Below are 19,610 nucleotides of genomic sequence, written 5' to 3'. Positions count from 1 at the left end.
CAGGGGTGAGACGAGTGAACGAGCACATTCCAGAACGAGAACAGGAATTGCGTGAGCGTGTGGTGCGCATTGAGACGGAACTGGAGAGTATGACCCTCACACGTGAGAAGGCACAGGAGGCCGACGCGACGGTAAAAGCGCTCGAGCAGCGAGTCAAACGGCTTGAGGACAGCCATATGTGGTTGTGGAGAGCGGTCGCTGGGGCGATTGCCACCGGACTTATCACGTGGCTTGCGACGACCCTCGCGCGCGGGTAGTAGGCCTTTTGAAAAATGGGGACACACCAGGAGACACCTGTCCAAGCCGATTGACTTGGCGTGCATAGAATTTAGGTATCGGTACGAGAGGGAGGTAGGAAGGTTTATGAGTGGAGATTGGCGTAAACATGAGCACCGCAAGAGAGACAAGGTGATCCTCTTCACAAACGACGGCAATGAGATCAGTGGGACGCTGGAAGCGCTCGAGGATGGTCTTGTGAAGTTGCGGCATGTGACAGTCCGTAAAGACGGCAAGCGTCGGTTGACTACGTCCACACTATTTGTCGTCCTTGACAAGATTGATTCGTTCCACAGGCAAACGTCGGATCACCACCACGATTGTGGTTGCGATGAATCCGACATCGAGCAAGAGGAAGTCATCGCGTCGGAGTCCACGTCTGATCTTGTGCTTGAAGACTGATTCGCAAATCCGTGGGTTAGCACAGCCCGTCTCACCGAGTGGTAGGACGGGCTCGTTGTATGACGCGGCGTGCATCTATGTTTACAGCGCGCACTCCTCAATTTCAAAGCCTAAATCGTGAATCATCTGCCAGTCTGTTTCGGGAAGTTCGCCGGCTGTGGTCAAATAATCGCCTACAAAAATCGAGTTCGCGGCATATAAGCCAAATGGTTGCATGTGTCGGAGGTTCACCTCGCGGCCACCAGCGATTCGGATTTCCCGCGTAGGATTGACGAACCTCATCATGGCGAGAATTTTTAGGCAGGTGATAGGCGTGAGTTCGCGTGTTTTGGACAAGGGCGTCCCCTCAATTGGGTTAAAGAAATTACACGGGATGGAGTCTGCCTCCAGTTCTCTAAGAGCAAATGCCATGTCCACTCGCGCTTGCTTCGTTTCCCCCATCCCGAAAATAACGCCGGAACACGGCGAGATGCCAGTATCTTTGACATGGGACAGAGTGTCTACCCGATCGGCGTACGTGTGCGTCGTACAGATGCTTGCATAGTTTTCCTCACTGGTATTCAGGTTGTGGTTATATCGGTGAACCCCTGCAGTGGCTAACTTGTGGGCTTGTTCATGGGTGAGGAACCCCAAGCAACAGCAGATTTTCAAATCGGTGGTATTCCGTATCTCGCGAACCGCATCGACGACTTGTTCGATTTCTCGGTTGGATGGGCGCCGTCCGGACATCACGATGCAATAGGTCCCCGCCTTTCGACGTTTTGCTTCCTCTGCGCCCGCTATCAGGGTCTGTTTGGTCAATAAGCCGTATTTCTCCACCGGTGCATTCGAGATGGCCGACTGTGAACAGTAGAAACAATCTTCTGGGCACAGCCCGGACTTGGCATTCACAATCATGTTCAGTTTCACTTTTCTGCCGAAGTACTGGCGTCGAATGAGAAAGGCGGCGCTGAGCAGGTCAAGAATCCGCTCATCCGACTCATCGAGGATAGCAATGGCTTCCTCTCGAGAAATTGCATACCCATCATTGACTTCCTTCGCCAAAGACAACCAATCTCGTGTTTGGTTCGTTTCTGTCATCTCTGTGCCTCCTATCCAATTGTCAACTTATATTATATATTCGGTTAACAATTAGAACTAGATGTTGGAAGCGGGTCTTTCACGCTCGGTAGCGCCCGTAACACACATACGATCCGGCGGTGGAGGACAACGTAGTACATATATGGATACTTCATCCAGTTGAGTATTGAGCATCATGGGCACCTCGGAGGTGCGAGTGGTTTGAGGAGGCATAGTTTCGAGATGCGAGCGATTGAATACGTCGGGAGAATCGCAGATATCGGTGAGTTTATACCTGTCTTGGCCGCCGATCGCCTCGAGGCGATGCGGCAGTTTTCAGATGTTGCCCTCGATTCACTGTATATGGAGTCGCAGTCACCCTCGACAGTTCCTGACCAGGACAGTGCGTATGAATATCATCTCGTCAAGCTTCGCAACGGGGCATTTTACTTGCTGGAAGACGACCCAACTCCGTCATTTGATCATAGCCAAATCGAAAAGTATTACATCGGAGTGCCATTGACGTAGGGGCGCCCATTTCCAATTGGTATGAATACCCATTAATTGTCTGTCGACCAGACGAACATTATGTCGTATCTTCAAATCATGAACGTACGATAGGGTGTTGACGATGGTGGGCAGACAGTTGACAAGCGACGTCTACGAGCTGATTGAACAAAACATTCAGGATGTTATTTGGATACGATCAGCCGATGGCGCATATGAATACGTTTCACCGTCGGTGTATCCTTTACTTGGATATCAACCATGCGAATTAATGGGGACAAGTATCTGGAACATTGTCCACCCACAGGATACCGAATGCCTTGATGACGCGATTTCAGAAGTGCAGGGCGGGAAGGATATCGGCCTGTTCACTTGCCGTGTCCGCCACAAAAATGGACGCTATCTGTGGTTTGAAAACAGATGTAAGGTCATACATAGCGAAGGCGACGAATGTGGCCGCATCTTAGGTGTGGCGCGGGATATCACACATCGTAAGCGGATGGAAGATCAGTTGCTGTCGGCCGAGCGAATTGCCCACGTCGGGAGTTGGGAGTGGGATGTATTACAAGATACGTTATCTTGGTCGGCCGAAATGTACCGCATTTTTGGCTTTGATGACGAGGCGCCGATTTCTGTGTCGAGGTTCTTGTCTCATGTTCACCCATCTGACAAATCTCGCGTCATTCAGTCGATTCGGCGTGTGAACATGGGCGATACGTACAGTGTCGAATACCGGATCCTTCGCCCAAGCGGCGAACTCCGGTATGTCCATGCACAGGGGGAAATCGTCTATGAAGGGGACGCGATTCGCACCGTGTTCGGCTCCCTTCAAGATATTACGGAGTACAAACGCATCGAGGAAGCGCTTAGAACGAGTAAGGACAACCTGAAGCTGGCACAGAAGATCGCTCATCTGGGGCACTGGGATTGGGATATCGTCAATGACGATATCTATTGGTCAGACGAGGTGTACCGCTTGACGGGTTTGCATCCAGGCGAGCGAGCCGTTGGGTCGCTTACGGAGTTCGTTGACGCATTTGTCCACCCAGAAGATCGGGCGTTGGTCTATCAATCGGTGACTGCTGCCTTGCGCGGTAGCCCATATGACTTGGAATTGCGTACCCTGCGAGCGGACGGTTCGTACCGCTTGGTTCACGTCATCGGTGAAACGGCATTCAATTCCGATGGAGAACCCATTCGATTGTTTGGCACCGTCCAGGACATCACGGTACAACGCCAAACAGAGGAGTTGTTGAGGACATCTGAGAAACTCTCCGTGGCCGGTCAACTCGCCGCCGGCATCGCACACGAGATTCGCAATCCGCTGACCGTGCTAAAGGGATTTGTGCAAATCCTATCCTGTAAGGCACAAGGAAAAGACGAGCAGCATTTTGCGTTGATGAAAAGTGAACTGTCGCGAATTGAATCGATTGTGAGCGAACTGCTCTTTCTCGCCAAACCCCAATGCACGACGTTCCAGCACCAGGACATTCGAGTGATTTTGGAAGAGGTCCTGACACTCGTGGGTTCACAAGCCACGATGAAAAGTGTTTCGATTTCGACGGTTCTGGATGACCACATGCCGCTCATCCATTGCGAGTGCAATCAACTCAAGCAGGTGTTTATCAATATTCTTAAGAACTCCATCGAAGCGATGCCGGATGGCGGGAAAATCAGGATATCCTCGACCGTTCAGAAGGGCCGTATCGGTCTTCGGTTCGCCGATGAAGGGGAAGGCATCCCTCCACAAAGGCTCTTGAGGATCGGAGAGCCATTTTATACGACTAAGCCAGATGGGACCGGATTGGGCGTGATGGTGAGTCAAAAGATCATTCTCGCGCACAATGGCACCATGAACATCTCGAGTCTCGTCGGAAAAGGGACGACAGTGACCATCTTTTTGCCCACTGTTTAGCAAGCCGGGTCAGCCGTGTTCGACACGACGGTTCGATGTGGTTTGGTGGTGATTGACAGTACGGCGACGATAAACAAGAAATGAGGATGTACGGCAAGAATACCGAGACGCCGGGCTCCGGTTCCTTATCGCCACCTCTTGTAATGTGGCGAATGACGTCTTTTGCGCTTCGTTTAATTGAAAGTTTTCTCGTTTCCTGTCCATCCTTTTCCAGAATGCGCATCCATTCATCTGCGTCCCCGAGCATCTCCTGATACCAACCGGTCATGAGCCGCTCGACGTGACCTAACAAACTCCCAGGAGAGGTTGCAAATAGGTACTTGAGATGAAAGTAGATCACCGGATTTTTTGCTGGATTTGTAGTAGGCTTTCCTGATCTGCCGCGCTACCAGCGAGGGCGCGGCGAAGGTGCTCGGCATGTGAGTACCCCAAGTAGGGTGAAGCGCTCACGACAATGTCTTCTTGTAATTCGTGAAGCCAGTTCGTGAAAATGCCGAGGTGCGCGCGGACGGGATTCGTCTGCGCAGACAGGTGGCATGGGAGGCGCTTAGGAGAGCACGGTATATAATCGTGCGTACGGGGCGTTTCGGCCCATACGCACGATGCAGCGAGAGAGGTTTGCGAAGATAATCGTCTCCGTTATTGTTCGGTGCAGCTATCCGAGTGGTCGTCACGATGGTGATGATGATGTTTCTTGTGATGGTGTCTCTTGTGCTCATGCTTGTGTTCATGCTTCTTGTGATGATGATGCATGCGGTGGAAGGAGTCGATTTTTCCGATCACGACAAGGACGGTCACGTCACTCAAGCGCCGCTTGAAGTTTTTAAACACGGTCGCATGGGTGAGTTTGACGACGCCATCTTCGATTGAATCCAGTGTACCGATAATTTGGTTTCCGTCATCCGTAAAGATGTTGACCTCGTCCCCCATGCGATGATGCAACCGCTTCTCTAAGAGGTCCATAGCGTCTTCCTCCTCTGCTGAAGATACGATAATTTATGTCTTCGAGTCCGATAGAGGGTGGATAATCTGTTAGGGTAAGCCGCCTGTTTTGTGATTCGTTAGGCCCTATCGAGCTGTCACTGAGGTTGACGCGGCGAACGTAGAAAGTGATCCCTGTACAGACGGACGAAGTGGTCCCATTGCTCCTGATGTTGTTTTGTGATACTTCGACCATGTTGCAAATTGTTATAAACAGTAAAATTGTGGTATTGAATTTCGCCACGCTGCATCAGGTTGGAAATGGCGAGGACGTCCTCATACAGTCGCCCGTTGGCAAACGATGGCACGGGAAACCCACCTTCAGCACGCAGTGAAGATGTTCGATAAACTCGGGGGCCGAGTGGCAACGCGTACGACAGCAATTCGCGGGGAGTGGAAATTTGGTGCCCAGCGCGGATTCCGGTGAGTTCATAGTCGCCGGTTGTCCGTTTGCGCCAGGTGCGAAAATTGCCGTAGATAAGAACCGTATCCTCCTCAACGTCGGTCACCAGATGCTTGATGTGACCGATGGCATTTGGATCTAGCCAATCATCCGCGTCTAATTCGAGGACAAAGTCTGTCCTGACGTACGGGAGCAACGTGTTTAACGCTCGCGCTTTACCTTGACTTTGCGTTTTCAGAAACACTGCGTTCGGAAATCTATCGAGCCATGGCCGGATGTGAGAGGACAAGTCGTCGATGGATCCATCGTCGATAATCAACACTTGATTTGCCGCAACCCGCTGACTCGCGAGCGATGATAGGGCCATCTCAATAAAACTCGACGCGTTGAAAGCAGAGAGAAGCACGCCGATGCTCGGCTGTGGTGTGGGCCCTAATGGATCCTGAGGATGACTGAGTGTATATAAATAGTTGACTCTCTGTACGTGAGCGCGATCATTCACTCTCCGGGTCTGCATGACGAGGGGGAAGTCCAACATCAAAATTTCATCGTCGGCGAACTGGGGCAGATGCGCGGCGAGGGCCGCCTCCGAGTCTGTTCGCAGCAAGTGGCCAAGGCCCTTGCATCGTTTGAGGAACGTTTCACTGCGGATGGCGAACTTGAACGCCCGGCACTTTCGGTATTCGTTCACCACTCATGGCTAGTGCGTATGAGCGGCGGAATATCGTAATTGGTTTTAATCGCCCCTGGAGCGGCAGGAGGGATTTGATGGCCCTCTGCAAAGTACGTTCGTCGGCGTACGCAAACAGCAATGCGTGGAAGCGCACTGCAACCACCCCTCTATATACGGACTTTCGATGGCTTGCTCCACTTGTATGACGTTGTGCTGTTCGCTTCCCTAGATGTGTAACTATTTTGCCGCGAAATAGGCGGTTGACCAGATAACCGAAAAACGTCAGGACAAGACCCCTCCTGCAACGTTGGATTCCGGGGACAATGTTCCATATATCGGTGGTACGGAAACGCATGTGCTCGGTATCGCGCGCGAGTTCAAGCGACGCGGGGTCAAAGTACTGGTGAATCCTGGATCAGAGCTGGACTGGTATCAGTGTGAGCCTGCCCGTAAAAGCGTACCTCACACAGCCTGGGCACGTATCCATCCTCATCCCGAACGGTGTCGACGTAGATGAATTTCGACCGGGGTCCCAGTGGGGGAAGGGCTTGTCGCCATCGTGCTCAACCCACCGCAAGTTCCCGTTCCCGCACCGGGCTCTCGCAGGACACTAACCCTTTCGTGCTCCGCCGGGTCAGCATACGTTGGTGAGTAGCTACACGCTCATACACTGGACGGATTGGAGGACAACTTCATGACGTTGTTCTCGACGATTGAAAAATCATATGGAATACAAATCCATCGCTGGATGGCGGTGAGAGACGTCTATCAAGTTCACACCAAGCGACACGGACTGCTTTGTGTAAAGCCCTATCGCGTTCCGTTTGAAGAATTGAAATTCATCATTGCAGTGCAGGACCATGTAGCGGACCAGGGATTTGCATTTGTGCCCAAGACGTTCCTGACCCGTAACGGAGACATTGCGATTGGTCAGCGTCGAACTTGGTACGTGGTGTCGCGTTGGATTCGAGGGCGTCACCCGGCGTTCCAACATCGGAGTCAACTTGCAAAAGGTGTTCGAACGCTCGCAGCATTTCATCAGTGCGCACAAGGATTTCCGGGGCAATTGGTACCGGAGCACCGGCTTCGGGTGACGGAGATAGAGAACGAATTTCGACGGCAGAGTCACACGTTGAGGCACAACGACGATGGACCGCACGGCCGACTGTTCGTCGACCTGTGCGAGGATGCGATGCAACAGCTGCGCAAGTCCCAGGTCAAGCGAGCCATCCGCGCGGAGAAGAAGGTGCGGGCTTTCGTGCACGGAGACTACAACTATCCGAACATCGTGGTGGACCACCAGGGTCGCTATCAGCTCATCGACTTCGAAAATACTTCACTGCATGTGCGCATGGAAGACCTCGCTCACATCATTCATCGCAACGCCCCTTGGCAAGCGGAGAAGACGTTTCGAATGATTGACGCGTACGACCGGGTTCGCCCGCTCGACAAAGAAGATCTCAGTTTACTCATCGCGCTGTTGCATCAGCCCTACCCGATCATTCGCGCAATTCGCTCACGCAAGTCCACTGTCAGCCTGCAGTCGGTGGTCCCTAGCAAAGCGCGTGTGGAAGCCTATGTTCGGCAGTTGAAGTCCCTCGGGTAGCCGATGCCCAACCATTGATTCCTTGACACAAAGGAGATTGTGAGGGGGATAGTGTGATCAGTTCACAGTTGGCCCTCGCGAATGTGTACGCATCTGGTGGAACTTTGGGGAATCCACAGGGTTATACACAGATTAATAGTGTTATACACAATGTTATCTACAACTTTATCCACAATCATAAGTTAGCGACAACATCGCACGGTGCGGACATCTAGCCGCTTTTGATAACTCGGTTGGCACGTAAAAATGGACCACCGCGTTCGTGCAGTGGTCCATGCGATTGAATATTTTTCATCGAAATTCACGAACAGTACGATTTTGAAACGTCCCTGTAATCTTCGTACGGTAGAATTCAATGCGTGAATGAACTTGATACTTTTCTTTCGTCGAGCCTCTACAGGAATCTCTCTATATGTGGAGGCCATTTTTCTGCCCATTCCACACGCAGACGATGGATCAATCATCCGCCAAGGTTCGATTCAAGAGCGACAACAGTTCCCCGAGCCTTTGCAGGTCTCTGTTGGACCATCGCTTCAGTATCGAGGCGTATTTGTCTAACCGCATTTCTTTGTTTTTATTTAATACTTCGTGACCTAGTTCTGTCGTGCGGAACAGACTCAGGCGATCATCTGGACCCAACGATAGGCGCTTGATCAATCCCTGGGATTCGAGCACAGCGACATGTTTACTGATGGTGGAGTGGTCGAGACAGAACTCGTCCGCCAGCTCTTTTACGCCTACCATCCCGTATTCGTTGATCTGTCGGAGCAAAATGTACTCCGGTCGTTCAATGCCGCCTAAATCCTGATGTAGTGCACTGATCCCCGCAAGAATTGCCACCTCGTGTTCAATCACTCTGACGCTGTATTTATGTGATTCCATCATCCCACGTCCCTAATCGCTGCTTTCATCAAAAAGAGGTCCCCGCACCAAAAAGGGGATGACGGTGCGGGGGATGTCCAAACTGTACGGTTTCATTATAGGCGCCTCGCCGCACGATTCAATGAATCGTGTATACTACAAAATTCCTATTCTCGCGCCGTGCACGCTTTAGCTGCATCCGGATGAACGGGTAAAATGTAGGGGATAGTGATAGTTGAATTACATCTGGAGGCACGCGCGATGAATATCGATTTGAAGACGTTTCAAAAATTAGTCCTGTTGGCGAAAGAACACCCGAAGGATCACCCGTATATGGTCCGTTCTCTTTTACATGGATTTGCGCAGGAGGCCGACGTCGCACAGTGGTCTGTGGCAGGTGACGCCGTGAACAAATTGGCACAAGAGCACGCATTGCCGAAGGCTGTGAGAGAGATCGTGGAAAATCCGAGCCTCTCGGAAGATGACAGAGTACATCAGGCCTTCGAGCGAATCAGCGCTGTACTCGTTCACTAACGCTCCGGATAGTAGGCTCATAATCAACCTGTTTGCAGGCCATCCTCATTTGTGGGGGTGGGAAAATGCGGTGGAATCTATGGAGTAGACCGGATGAAGATGCACAATCATTGCACGATGAGCACTGGATTGATAGTGCGACCGCTGACGGTTCACCACGGAGTGACGATAGTCCCCAGTTTGAGTCCCACGAAGCGTCATTACCACCGGAGTGATAGGAGGGGCCATCCCAGAGTCGTGGCAGACTTTGGGTTGGCCCCAACAGGATGTGCGGGTATCATCACGCTAAGCGCCCCGATCGATTTTGGGACAGCCACAAATACGCAGGACGAGGTCCGGGGGGTCAGCTAGCGTATCGCCCTTTTCGCTGATTCCTATTTGGCGTGGCCTTGCGGGTGCGTTTGCGACGCTGCGCGGAGCCTTTTTCCTGTTTACGTTTTCCATCTCGCCGAAACCCTGCGGCGACAATGCATATGTCGAGAACTAGAATAGCGGCCACCTCGACCGCAAACACGAATATTGGCGCATTGAGGATCATCGATAAAAAAGTGACGATGGCGACGCACACCAAAGAAATGATCAACCCAAACCCTTTCATCTCATCATCTCGCAATCTCTACGTTCACTACGTATCATTCCCTTCGATTGGTGGTTGGTCGTTATGTCCGCCGCTGTGACCCTGGTATAAATTTTTATACTCGAGGTTCAGAGGAGGACAACGAAGCGTTCTTGTCCGGTCGGATAGCCTTGTGTGCACGCCATCGCACATTTTCGGCCGGGTGCCGATCCCCGCTAATCTCGAATTGCATCGGAAATGTGAGAACGGTCGTTGACAATCGTTGAACTATCAGCCCAGTAAGCTAGCTCGCGGGTTAAAGGGAAGGCACAGTTACCTGATTGGAGCCGTCCTGGCCGATATTACGAATCCGTATTCAACGGCGATTTTACGAGGGGCTGAGGATGCTTGTCACAAACGTGGGTATAACCTGTTGGTCTGTAATACGGACAACGACCCTGGTAAGGAACGCGACTACATCCTGATGTTGCAGTCGCATCAAATCGACGGGTTGATTATCAATACGACCGGTCAAAACAATGCACTTCTGCGCGCCATGAAGGCTGATCATCTACCCATTGTCCTGGTGGACCGAGAAGTGCCGGATTTCGATGCGGACGTGGTGACAGTCAATAATCGTCAGGCCGCCAAGGAGGCGACAGAGTTTCTGATTCGCCAAGGGTACAAAAGGATTGCGTATGTGACGCAGCCCGTGCAGGGGGTCAGTACGCGAACCGAACGCGTCACCGCCTTTTCAGAAGCTTTGCAAGCATCTGGTTTGGCGACCGGGCAAGACGTCTTGGAAGTCGATGACGATGCGAAGGTGCACCTTGCCATTCGCGACTTTATCGCAGGCTCTGCGCCGGGACCTAAAGCGCTGTTCGCCGGCAATGCGGTCGTCCTGCTGCAAGTCATTCTCGAATTGCGTCGCCACGATATCGACGTGCCTGGAGAAATTGGCGTATTAGGCTTTGATAATCCCGAGTGGGCCGAAATTGCGCGACTCACCACGCTTGCTCAGCCGACCTATCGCATTGGCGTACAGGCGGCGGAACGCTTGTTGATGCGGCTAGAAGGAAGCGACCATCCCTATGAGCATATTCATCTCCCCGTGGAGATGGTGGAGCGGGCATCTACTCCCGCTGTGTAATCCGCGCGACGGATGCACTCTTTTTTTGCGACGCAATGGAACCGGTTTCAGAGGAGGTGTCGGCGGCGTCGCGGACTCCGAGCTGGATATAATGGGCGTTCGTCAGACCATCCCGCTCAACCTAGGCAGTCCTGCGAAAGCTTCTGAAATCCACGTGTTGCTGCAAGTGGCCCGTCAGGCGCCCGTCTGTATTGAGTACCCGATGCGTTTCGATGCGCGTGCGCTTTCGCGAGAAATTATCGCGCTTAAAGCGGTAGGAAGTGGAGGTGTTGTCCGTGCAAGTGTGTGATGTCCTCACGTTCGGTGAGCCACTCGTCAATTTTGTGGCGAGGGAGACGGGGAGTCTCCACCATGTCTCCGAGTTTTGGCGGGGGATTGGCGGGGGATTGGCGGGGCTGAAACGAATGTGGTCGTCGGCCTGGCGTTTGAAAAACAAGCGGGGAGGGTGCGCGCATGAATTCGCAGAAAGCGCTGCCGACATCACGATGGGCGAGGCTCATCCCAATCGTCTTTATCACCTATAGCCTGGCGTATCTCGACAGGTCCAATTACGGTTTTGGCGCCGCTTCCGGCATGAAGCAAGCGCTTCACATCACCGGCGCGTCCTCGGCGATGCTCGGCGCGCTATTCTTCCTGGGCTACTTCTTCTTTCAAGTTCCAGGCGCGCACTATGCAGAAAAGTACAGTGCGAAAAAATTGATTTTTTGGGCGCTCATCATCTGGGGCGTGCTTGCATCAGTGCAGGGAATCATCACGAATATTCCATTGCTCTTCATCGACCGATTCTTGCTAGGGGTCGTCGAAAGCGTAGTTATGCCGGCGATGCTCGTGTTCATCAGCCATTGGTTCGTCAAACAGGAGCGATCCCGCGCGAATACGTTTCTCATTCTCGGCAATCCTGTCACGGTGTTGTGGATGTCGGTGATTTCAGGCTACCTCGTACAGTGGTTCCATTGGCAAGGCATGTTCGTAATTGAAGGCGTGCCGTCGATCATCTGGGCGTTCGTCTGGCTGGCCATCGTCCGCGACAGGCCGAAGGAGGCAAAATGGCTCTCGCCCGCCGAGCAGTTGGCGGTAGAAGAGAGCCTGCAAAGGGAACAGGATGTGCTCAAAGAGGTCAAAAATTACCGTGCGGCGTTTCGTTCGAAACCGGTTGTCTTACTGTCGTTGCAGTATTTTTTCTGGAGTATCGGCGTTTACGGGTTTGTGCTGTGGCTCCCGTCGATCATCCAATCGGCGTCGAAGGTCGGGATTGTCGGAACCGGTTGGCTCACCGCTATACCGTATCTACTAGCCGCTGTCCTCATGATTCTCAGTTCGTACTTCTCCGACCGCACGGGGAACCGCAAGGCGTACGTATGGGCCTCCTTGCTGGTCGGTGCCGTCGCATTTTATGGATCGTACCTACTTGGGGATTCAAACTTCTGGCTCTCCTTCGTCCTGTTAGTCATCGCAGGGGGGGCGATGTATGCGCCGTACGGCTCATTTTTTGCCATCGTACCTGAACTGTTGCCTCGGAATGTGGCAGGCGCGGCGATGGCGCTCGTGAATGGGATGGGGGCGCTCGGCTCGTTTGTTGGCTCGTATGTGGTTGGGTACTTGAATAGTGCGACAGGCAATCCGAATACGTCCTATGCGTTTATGGCGATTTCACTTGTGTTGTCGGTCGTCTTCACGCTCGTTGTACGCACTCAGCACACCTCTACTACGAAACAAAAGGGCACGGCACAAGACACGTCGACCGGGAGGGAGAGCATTTGATGAAAATTCAATTGGCTCTGGACCGGTTGGACACGGATGAAGCGATTGCCATTGCATCTGCCGCTTCCGATTTTGTGGATTGGATTGAGGCGTTCGACAATGCCGCATACGAAATGAAGATGTGCTTCGAGGCGGGCGCAAATGTGGCAACTGTGATGGGCGCGGCGCCCATCGCCACCATCGAACTGTGCAAGCGAGTTGCCGACGAGTGTGGTGCCCACGTCGTGATCGATTTGCTGAACGTCGGTTCTGCTATCTCCAAAGCGCGTGACCCAGGCGTGGCCGCGCGCTACTTCCGGGAAGTCATCGCCGAGCACGCGAATGAGGAGATGGTTGAGAGATGAATGACATCGAGACGATTGTAAACGAAATCGAGTCCGTCTTGCGCCACCTCGACACGGACCATGTGAACGACATCGCCGCGAGCTTGCTGCAGGCGCCTCGGATATTCGTCGTGGGTGAAGGGCGCTCCGGCTTGATGGGCCGCGCTTTTGCAATGCGCCTCATGCATCTCGGCGCAACGTCATACGTCGTCGGTGAAACCATCACGCCGGCGATTCAGGAACACGACGTGCTGGTCGCCATCTCTGGTTCGGGGAAGACAGAACAAGTCGTACGGGTCAGTGAAAAGGCGAAGTCAGTGGGGGCCGTGGTGGTGGCCGTATCGGCCAATGCGTTGTCAAACCTGGCGGCCGTCGCCGATAGGTTGCTGCTGATCCCGGCTGCGACGAAGTATCAAGTGGCCCATGAACTGGGGAGTGTGCAGCCGCTCGGGTCACTCTTCGACCAGTGCGTGCATGTCGCGCTCGACGCCATATGTCTTCGATATGCGGCGGCGACGCGAGAGAATAACGGCTCCGCTTTCGCCCGTCACAGCAACATGGAGTAGGCCGACTGTCAGTGGATCATCAGACGCCAAACATGCACACGTTCCCAGTTGGGTGGAATGTGTGCATGTTTGCGTTCGCCGGATTTAACCATTCATATCCACTCATCTGTCCGATCACGGCGTTGTACCTCACCCAGTTGCCCGGAACGGAAAGTGAGACGGTGACTCCGGACGCGAGTGTCTGTGTCTGCGTTTGCCAAGAGACGGCGTTGCTTGGCGCACCGCTGGTCGTTGAGTTGACGGTGCGGTTCGTCGACTCGCCCGTCACTTGAGCGTTCGGCTTGGACGTCGAGTTCGGGTGGATAGAGCCGCTTATTTTTGGCCCTTGTTGAACGGTTGGCGGAGGCGTCTTGGCCCTTGGTTGTTGTGTTTGCGATGTGTTTCCAGGGTGATTTGGCGCTTCATTGGCTGGTGTACTGCGGTTGGCAGAACGGATGGTTCCAGTCATATTTGCGCTAGGATTGGCCGCATTGTTCGTCGGCGCGGGGCTCTGCGCACGGTTCGCCACGGAATTAAACACATCCGAGTTGAGCCCGCCGCTCGGATCCGTAGTTTGTCCACAGCCGACGCCCGTCGTGACGGCTACAATCGACAATCCAGCGACGATAAAGTTCCGGTTGTATTTCAACGCGCTTCACCTCTCTTATAGGAATTCCCGGACACTGTGACCGATCGATATGTCAGATGACGGTGAGTTAGGGGAGATCGAGTTGTGGGTGTGGCTCGCCACTATCGTTTGCATTGCGCGCACTGAACATTCGACAGCCTTCGCGAGGCGGCTTCGAGAAGAGGCGAGTGTGCACGGGCAACGCTCATTCACGATTCAAAATTGACTTTCAAGTGCTGGAAGCTTCACGATAGGGGTACCGGTGAGGGGGTGATTCTGGTGGCAAAACGAAAAGAGCAGGCCTTTAACGAGATTGTACGTCGCGTTCGAAAGGAGTGCTTCGGCAAGGGGCCAGAGCGCATTCATACTGTATTTGTAGACAATATGGCGATTTCCATCCTGCACGGGAATCTGACGCCTACTGAAAAATTTCTCAGTCAGACGCCGGAGGGAGCCGAAATCGTTCGTGCGGCCCGAACTAACATGATTCAGACGCTGTATTCCGAACACGTTCCGGATGGGATGGAGGAATTGGTGGGATCGAAAATGACACATTTGTTTTCCGATTTTAAAGTGGAGGAGGACATGGGCGTCTCGGTCTTTATTTTTGAAGAGACGATAGATCCTTACCTGCCTGAGCCAGGAGAGCACGGGCGCAAAGAAAAGGTAGAATAATTTTGGGAGTATTTTTCATCTTTCGGTAAAACGTGGTATACTTGCAGAGTGGTCCATCCATTGTCCTTCTCAGTGGTTTTGGGTACACATCACAATTGAGCGGGTTGGTACGCATGTATGTCCAATGCAGGCGAACGCAACGGCGCAGAGACATGGTGTAATCGCTTACACCTGTTCTTTGTGCCGTTTTTTGTGTCCAACTGGCCTTGCCCGCAGTAGGCGTTCACCGAACTTATTCTTCTATCACGCTGCTACGAGGTCATTTGTTGGACCTTGTGCTTGCACCAACCGCGCAAAAAAGAGGAAAGGTGGTCCTTATGAGCAACAACTTTTTGGCACCGGAGGAAATCGCAGCGGTGGCGGCCAAGTCCGGCGAAGACAAAGCGAAGTACTCGGTCGTGAAACTTCTCGTTCTCGGATTTTTGGCGGGCGCATTTATCGCGCTTGGGGCCCTGTTCGACATTCGCGTCACCGCCAGCATTCCTGCACAGTGGGTTTCCATTAAAAACCTGGTCGGCGGCGCAGTGTTTCCGGTCGGGCTGATGCTGGTCGTCGTCGCGGGCGGCGAACTGCTGACAGGAAATATGATGACACTTCCGTTGGCGTTGCACGAGCGGCGAATTCGAATCACAGGACTGATTTATAACTGGGTTTGGGTTCTCGTTGGCAATCTCGTTGGCTCGCTGTTCGTCGCCTACTTCTTTGGCGTCGTGGCCAAGATGCTCACCGACACGCCATATAAAGAGGCCACCATCGCCATCGCGGTGTCGAAGGCCGGTTTAGGATTCGGTCCGACCATTATCTCGGCAATTGGCTGTAACTGGCTCGTTTGTTTGGCCGTTTGGATGGCGCTTGGTTCGAAAGACATCGTCGGCAAACTGTTCGCCATCTGGTTTCCAGTGATGGCGTTCGTCGCGATTGGGTTCCAACACGTCGTCGCCAACATGTTCTTCATCCCTGCGGGAATTTTTGTCGGCGCACCCGTGAGCTGGGGCAGCGCCATCGTCGAATGGATCGCTGCGTTCATTGGGAACGCGATTGGCGGTTGGCTCTTCGTCGCATTCGCCTATTACGTCGCATACCGGCGCAATCGGTTGAAGGATTCAGCAGCGGGTGTAGCTGAACAAAGCGAGACAGGCGCTCCGCTCTAATTGGAGATTGTGGGCTGGTACATCAGTGTTTTGGTGCGTCGGCCCTTTCCATTTCGCTTTTTCCATCCCACGCCTCTCAGAATAAGCAGTTGCATAGAAAGACGAGGGGAAGTTCACATGGCAGATTATCTACACATTCAACTCGATGGAAACGAAGTGGCGGTCGAGCCGGGTACAACCGTGCTGCAAGCCATTCTCGGTACCGGGCAGGATCATCCGCACATCTGTTACCACCCGGCCCTCGGACCGATTGAAACCTGCGATACGTGTATCGCCGAGGTGAATGGGAGCCTTGTTCGCGCGTGCTCTACGCCGGTCACCGACGGGCTGGTCGTCCGCACCAAGTCGGTCGGCGCTCGTTTCGCTCGCAAGGAAGCGATGGACCGCATCCTGAAAAACCATGAACTCTACTGCACGGTGTGTGATAACAACAACGGGAATTGCACCATCCATAACACCGCGATGCAGATGGAAATCGAGCATCAATCGTATCCGTTTCAGTCGAAGGCGTATAAAAAGGATATGTCGAATCCGTTTTACCGGTACGATCCCGACCAGTGCATCCTCTGTGGCCGCTGCGTGGAAGCGTGCCAGAACTTACAGGTCTCGGAAGTTCTCTCAATCGACTGGCAACGAGATGTTCCACGTGTCATCTGGGACGACGACGTTCCGATTGACGAATCGTCCTGTGTCTCCTGTGGGCATTGCGTCACGGTCTGCCCTTGTAACGCGTTGATGGAAAAATCGATGCTGGGGGAGGCTGGGTACCTCACCGGGATAAAAGATCAGACACTCGGCAAGATGATTGAGTTGACGAAACAAGTGGAGCCTGGTTATTCCGCGATTTTTGCCATCTCTGAAGTCGAGGCAGAACTGCGCGAGGCGCGCATCGAGAAGACAAAAACAGTCTGCACGTACTGTGGGGTCGGGTGCAGTTTTGATGTCTGGACAAAAGACCGCAAAATTCTCAAAGTCGAGCCGAATATGGATGCGCCTGCCAATCAAATATCCACCTGTGTCAAAGGCAAATTTGGCTGGGACTTTGTCAATAGTAACGAACGCATCGTCGAGCCGCTGATTCGCCGTGGCGATGCGTTCTATCCGGCGACGTGGGATGAAGCACTTGATCACATTGCGAACAACCTTCGGCGCATTCGGGAGGAGAACGGGCCGGACGCCATCGCATACATCTCCTCGTCGAAGACGACCAACGAAGAGAACTACTTGATGCAGAAGCTCGCGCGGTCGGTGATGTTCACGAACAACATCGACAACTGCTCACGCTATTGCCAGGCGCCTGCGACCGAGGCTTTGCGGCGAACGATGGGCCTGGGGGGAGACACGGGATCAATTCGCGATCTCGCCATAAGCGATCTCGTCATCATCGTCGGTGCGAACCCTGCCGAAGCGCATCCGGTACTCTCTACACGCTTGCGCCGCGCGCAGAAAAAACGTGGACAAAAGCTCATCGTTGCAGACTTGCGCCGCAACATCATGGCCAGCCGCGCGGACCTGTTCTTGCAGCCTCGTCAGGGTACAGACTTGGTGTGGCTGACGGGTGTCACCAAGTACATCATCGACCAAGGGCGGCACGATGCGGCGTTTATCGAGACGCGCGTGACTGGGTTTGAGGACTACGTGCGCTCGATTGAAAAGTACAGCTTAGAGTACACTGCCGAGGTCACTGGACTTCCAAAGGAACAATTGATTCAAACTGCCGACATGATCATGCGTGCCAACTCGGTCGCTGTCTGCTGGGCGATGGGCGTCACGCAGCACCTTGGCGGCTCAGATACGAGTACGGCGATTTGCAATCTCCTTATCGCCACGGGCAACGCTGGTCGCCCGGGCACGGGCGCGTACCCGCTGCGCGGTCACAACAACGTTCAGGGAGCGGGCGATTTTGGTTGTGCTCCGGCCTTCTACCCAGGATATCAGCCGGCAGCAGACGAGCACGTTCGCGCAAAGTATGAGCGCGTGTGGGGAACGCCGCTTCCAGCCAATCCGGGTCTCAACAACCATCAGATGGTAGACGCGATTCACGAGGGGAAATTGAAGGCGATGTATCTGGTCGGGGAGGACATGGCCGTCGTCGATTCGAACGCGAACTATGTGCAGAGGGCGTTTGAGAAGTTGGACTTCTTCGTGGTTCAAGATATGTTCTTGAGCAAAACGGCGTCGTTCGCGGACGTGATCCTACCTGCGAGCCCGAGTCTCGAAAAGGAAGGAACGTTCACTAATACGGAGCGCCGCATTCAGCGGCTGTATCAGGCGTTGCCGCCGCTGGGCCAGTCGAAGCCCGACTGGCAAATCATTCAGCTTGTCGCCAACCGCCTCGGTGCCAACTGGAACTATTCCTCGCCACAGGAGATCTTCGAAGAGGCGTGTGCCACGACAGACCTGTTTGTGGGTGCGACGTACGCGCGGCTCGAGGGCTACAAGAGCTTGCAGTGGCCCGTGTTGGCAGACGGTACGGATACGCCGCACCTCTACCTCGACGAATTCGCTTTGCAGGGAGGCAAAGCGCGGCCGTACCCAGTGGACTGGACGCAACCGTTGAGCCTGCCAGAGGAATACGATTTAGAACTGAATAACGGCCGTTTGCTCGAACACTTCCACGAGGGCAACATGACGGCGCGCGTACCGGGCATCGACAAGAAGGTTCCGAGTAGTTTTGTAGAGGTATCCCCAGAGCTGGCCCGAGAACGCGGCATTGTCGATGGAACCTTGGTGCGCATCGTGTCGCCGTACGGGCGCGTGAAATTGCGCGCGGTGGTGACGGATCGTGTGAAGGGAAAGCAAATCTACATTCCACAACTCTCGGCGAAAGACGATGAGACCGTCAACATGCTGACCAGCAGCCATCACGATACGGTGACGTTCACGCCCGCCTATAAAGAGATGCGCGTGAAGATGGAAGTGCTCGAATTCACGGGTCAATCGCCTGTGGTCAAAGGTAACTTCCGGCTCGGCCACCCCAATCCGCAACCGGGTGTGAATGTCGAGAAAAAATGGGTGCGTAAGGACTACCGCCCTCTCGTGGGAGAACGTTCGTAAGGTATAGGGGGGAACTGCAAGTGGCTAATTCTATCACCTCGATTGTCCGCCCAGTGGAGACAGAGGCTGAGATTGAAGCTCGGCGGCTGGAGCGGGTTCGAACGCAAACCGCCATTGACGCAGATGGGATTGTGGAGGGAATGAAACTCCTTCAAGCGATGCACGACAAGGGTCTGTTGGAAATCTTGGTGGCCCTCTTTGACCGCGGTGACAAAGTCATGAGCAAACTGGTCGACATCTTGTCTACTCCCGGCGCCACGAACGCGTTGCAAACGGCTTTGGCGGCACTTCAGGGGATCGGTAAGATAGACGGCGCTGCGGTTGCCAAGTCGCTGGACGGTGTCGCCGCCGGGGTAGACCGGGTGGCAAACGCACAGTTGTCCACGAAGCCGATGAGCGTCTTCGAATTGCTGAAACAGTTAAGAGATCCGGATGTCAGCGCGGCCCTCCGACTGGGATTGGAGTTTCTCAAGGGGGTTGGGAACTCGGTCCGCCAACAAGATGAGGGGTCGTATTCGTAGAGAGAAGATAATCGAAGTGCTCACGA

Annotated in this window: 23 protein-coding genes; 16 read left to right on the top strand and 7 right to left on the bottom strand. The window is 53.6% G+C overall.

All coding sequences use genetic code 11. From position 1 onward, the window contains the following. Nucleotides 1-14 precede the first annotated feature (14 nt). Together NZD89_RS23180 and NZD89_RS23175 are read left to right on the top strand one after the other, a co-directional pair. Complete coding sequence (locus tag NZD89_RS23180) at nt 15-257, top strand: hemolysin XhlA family protein (protein ID WP_268005040.1); 243 nt, start codon at nt 15-17, stop codon at nt 255-257. Nucleotides 258-363: 106 nt separating this feature from the next. Beyond that, nucleotides 364-678 (top strand): hypothetical protein, encoded by a 315-nt coding sequence (locus NZD89_RS23175; protein WP_268005039.1) that lies wholly within the window; start codon nt 364-366, stop codon nt 676-678. Nucleotides 679-759: 81 nt separating this feature from the next. Here the strand turns inward: NZD89_RS23175 and bioB are convergent, their stop codons facing one another. Further along, a complete protein-coding gene (gene bioB / locus NZD89_RS23170) occupies nt 760-1,758 on the bottom strand; it encodes a biotin synthase BioB (RefSeq protein WP_268005038.1) in 999 nt (332 codons plus the stop codon). Between the two features lie 222 nt (nt 1,759-1,980). Between bioB and NZD89_RS23165 the strand changes: the two genes are divergently transcribed. Beyond that, nucleotides 1,981-2,265 (top strand): hypothetical protein, encoded by a 285-nt coding sequence (locus tag NZD89_RS23165; protein ID WP_268005037.1) that lies wholly within the window; start codon nt 1,981-1,983, stop codon nt 2,263-2,265. A 118-nt stretch (nt 2,266-2,383) separates the two neighbouring features. Continuing rightward, nucleotides 2,384-4,159: a PAS domain-containing protein gene (locus NZD89_RS23160; RefSeq protein WP_268005036.1), complete on the top strand. Its 1,776-nt coding sequence runs from the start codon at nt 2,384-2,386 to the stop codon at nt 4,157-4,159. A 639-nt stretch (nt 4,160-4,798) separates the two neighbouring features. Here the strand turns inward: NZD89_RS23160 and NZD89_RS23155 are convergent. From NZD89_RS23155 to NZD89_RS23145, 3 genes are all read right to left on the bottom strand, one after another. Continuing rightward, complete coding sequence (locus NZD89_RS23155) at nt 4,799-5,122, bottom strand: hypothetical protein (protein ID WP_268005035.1); 324 nt, start codon at nt 5,120-5,122, stop codon at nt 4,799-4,801. 116 nt (nt 5,123-5,238) lie between these two features. Further along, entirely contained in the window at nt 5,239-6,150 is a 912-nt protein-coding gene (locus NZD89_RS23150) for a glycosyltransferase family 2 protein (RefSeq protein ID WP_268005034.1), read from the bottom strand. A 34-nt stretch (nt 6,151-6,184) separates the two neighbouring features. Then, nucleotides 6,185-6,370 (bottom strand): hypothetical protein, encoded by a 186-nt coding sequence (locus NZD89_RS23145; RefSeq protein ID WP_268005033.1) that lies wholly within the window; start codon nt 6,368-6,370, stop codon nt 6,185-6,187. A gap of 540 nt (nt 6,371-6,910) precedes the next feature. Between NZD89_RS23145 and NZD89_RS23140 the strand changes: the two genes are divergently transcribed. Beyond that, nucleotides 6,911-7,822 (top strand): phosphotransferase, encoded by a 912-nt coding sequence (locus NZD89_RS23140; protein WP_268005032.1) that lies wholly within the window; start codon nt 6,911-6,913, stop codon nt 7,820-7,822. 456 nt (nt 7,823-8,278) lie between these two features. On the opposite strand, the gene NZD89_RS23135 is transcribed toward NZD89_RS23140, so the two are convergent. Beyond that, complete coding sequence (locus tag NZD89_RS23135) at nt 8,279-8,704, bottom strand: MarR family winged helix-turn-helix transcriptional regulator (protein WP_268005031.1); 426 nt, start codon at nt 8,702-8,704, stop codon at nt 8,279-8,281. Nucleotides 8,705-8,944: 240 nt separating this feature from the next. Between NZD89_RS23135 and NZD89_RS23130 the strand changes: the two genes are divergently transcribed. Beyond that, nucleotides 8,945-9,217, top strand: a complete 273-nt coding sequence (locus NZD89_RS23130) for a hypothetical protein (protein ID WP_268005030.1) — start codon at nt 8,945-8,947, stop codon at nt 9,215-9,217. A 343-nt stretch (nt 9,218-9,560) separates the two neighbouring features. Here NZD89_RS23130 and NZD89_RS23125 read toward each other — a convergent pair whose 3' ends face one another. Next, nucleotides 9,561-9,815 carry a hypothetical protein gene (locus tag NZD89_RS23125; protein ID WP_268005029.1) on the bottom strand — a complete coding sequence of 85 codons (255 nt, stop codon included), beginning with the start codon at nt 9,813-9,815 and terminating at the stop codon, nt 9,561-9,563. Between the two features lie 241 nt (nt 9,816-10,056). Between NZD89_RS23125 and NZD89_RS23120 the strand changes: the two genes are divergently transcribed. Genes NZD89_RS23120 through hxlB form a run of 6 tightly spaced genes read left to right on the top strand, consistent with a single transcriptional unit; the run spans nt 10,057 to nt 13,573 of the window. Beyond that, the gene (locus tag NZD89_RS23120) at nt 10,057-10,923 is read left to right on the top strand and encodes a LacI family DNA-binding transcriptional regulator (protein WP_268005028.1); all 867 of its coding nucleotides are present in this window, start codon (nt 10,057-10,059) and stop codon (nt 10,921-10,923) included. A 25-nt stretch (nt 10,924-10,948) separates the two neighbouring features. Continuing rightward, entirely contained in the window at nt 10,949-11,212 is a 264-nt protein-coding gene (locus NZD89_RS23115) for a hypothetical protein (protein WP_268005027.1), read from the top strand. Continuing rightward, nucleotides 11,199-11,447 carry a hypothetical protein gene (locus NZD89_RS23110; RefSeq protein ID WP_268005026.1) on the top strand — a complete coding sequence of 83 codons (249 nt, stop codon included), beginning with the start codon at nt 11,199-11,201 and terminating at the stop codon, nt 11,445-11,447. Before NZD89_RS23115 ends, NZD89_RS23110 begins: the two co-directional genes overlap by 14 nt. Continuing rightward, nucleotides 11,377-12,684 (top strand): MFS transporter, encoded by a 1,308-nt coding sequence (locus NZD89_RS23105; protein ID WP_268005025.1) that lies wholly within the window; start codon nt 11,377-11,379, stop codon nt 12,682-12,684. The genes NZD89_RS23110 and NZD89_RS23105 overlap by 71 nt, the downstream gene beginning before the upstream one ends. Then, nucleotides 12,681-13,028 carry a beta/alpha barrel domain-containing protein gene (locus NZD89_RS23100; RefSeq protein ID WP_268005024.1) on the top strand — a complete coding sequence of 116 codons (348 nt, stop codon included), beginning with the start codon at nt 12,681-12,683 and terminating at the stop codon, nt 13,026-13,028. Before NZD89_RS23105 ends, NZD89_RS23100 begins: the two co-directional genes overlap by 4 nt. Further along, nucleotides 13,025-13,573 (top strand): 6-phospho-3-hexuloisomerase, encoded by a 549-nt coding sequence (gene hxlB, locus NZD89_RS23095; RefSeq protein ID WP_268005023.1) that lies wholly within the window; start codon nt 13,025-13,027, stop codon nt 13,571-13,573. Before NZD89_RS23100 ends, hxlB begins: the two co-directional genes overlap by 4 nt. Nucleotides 13,574-13,592: 19 nt before the next feature. Here the strand turns inward: hxlB and NZD89_RS23090 are convergent, their stop codons facing one another. Continuing rightward, entirely contained in the window at nt 13,593-14,201 is a 609-nt protein-coding gene (locus tag NZD89_RS23090) for a hypothetical protein (RefSeq protein WP_268005022.1), read from the bottom strand. 258 nt (nt 14,202-14,459) lie between these two features. On the opposite strand from NZD89_RS23090, the gene NZD89_RS23085 reads away from it, so the two are divergent. The 4 genes from NZD89_RS23085 (at nt 14,460) to NZD89_RS23070 (ending at nt 19,584) form a co-directional block, all read left to right on the top strand. Further along, nucleotides 14,460-14,855 (top strand): Na-translocating system protein MpsC family protein, encoded by a 396-nt coding sequence (locus NZD89_RS23085; protein ID WP_369125220.1) that lies wholly within the window; start codon nt 14,460-14,462, stop codon nt 14,853-14,855. 317 nt (nt 14,856-15,172) lie between these two features. Next, complete coding sequence (locus tag NZD89_RS23080; RefSeq protein WP_268005021.1) at nt 15,173-16,006, top strand: formate/nitrite transporter family protein; 834 nt, start codon at nt 15,173-15,175, stop codon at nt 16,004-16,006. 117 nt (nt 16,007-16,123) lie between these two features. Beyond that, complete coding sequence (gene fdhF, locus NZD89_RS23075) at nt 16,124-19,063, top strand: formate dehydrogenase subunit alpha (RefSeq protein WP_268005020.1); 2,940 nt, start codon at nt 16,124-16,126, stop codon at nt 19,061-19,063. Between the two features lie 20 nt (nt 19,064-19,083). After that, the gene (locus tag NZD89_RS23070) at nt 19,084-19,584 is read left to right on the top strand and encodes a helical membrane plugin domain-containing protein (RefSeq protein ID WP_268005019.1); all 501 of its coding nucleotides are present in this window, start codon (nt 19,084-19,086) and stop codon (nt 19,582-19,584) included. Nucleotides 19,585-19,610: the final 26 nt, after the last annotated feature.

Origin of the sequence: Alicyclobacillus fastidiosus, assembly GCF_026651875.1 — a bacterium.
GTDB classification, from domain to species: Bacteria; Bacillota; Bacilli; order Alicyclobacillales; family Alicyclobacillaceae; genus Alicyclobacillus; species Alicyclobacillus fastidiosus.
This window is presented reverse-complemented; position numbering and strand designations above follow the sequence as displayed.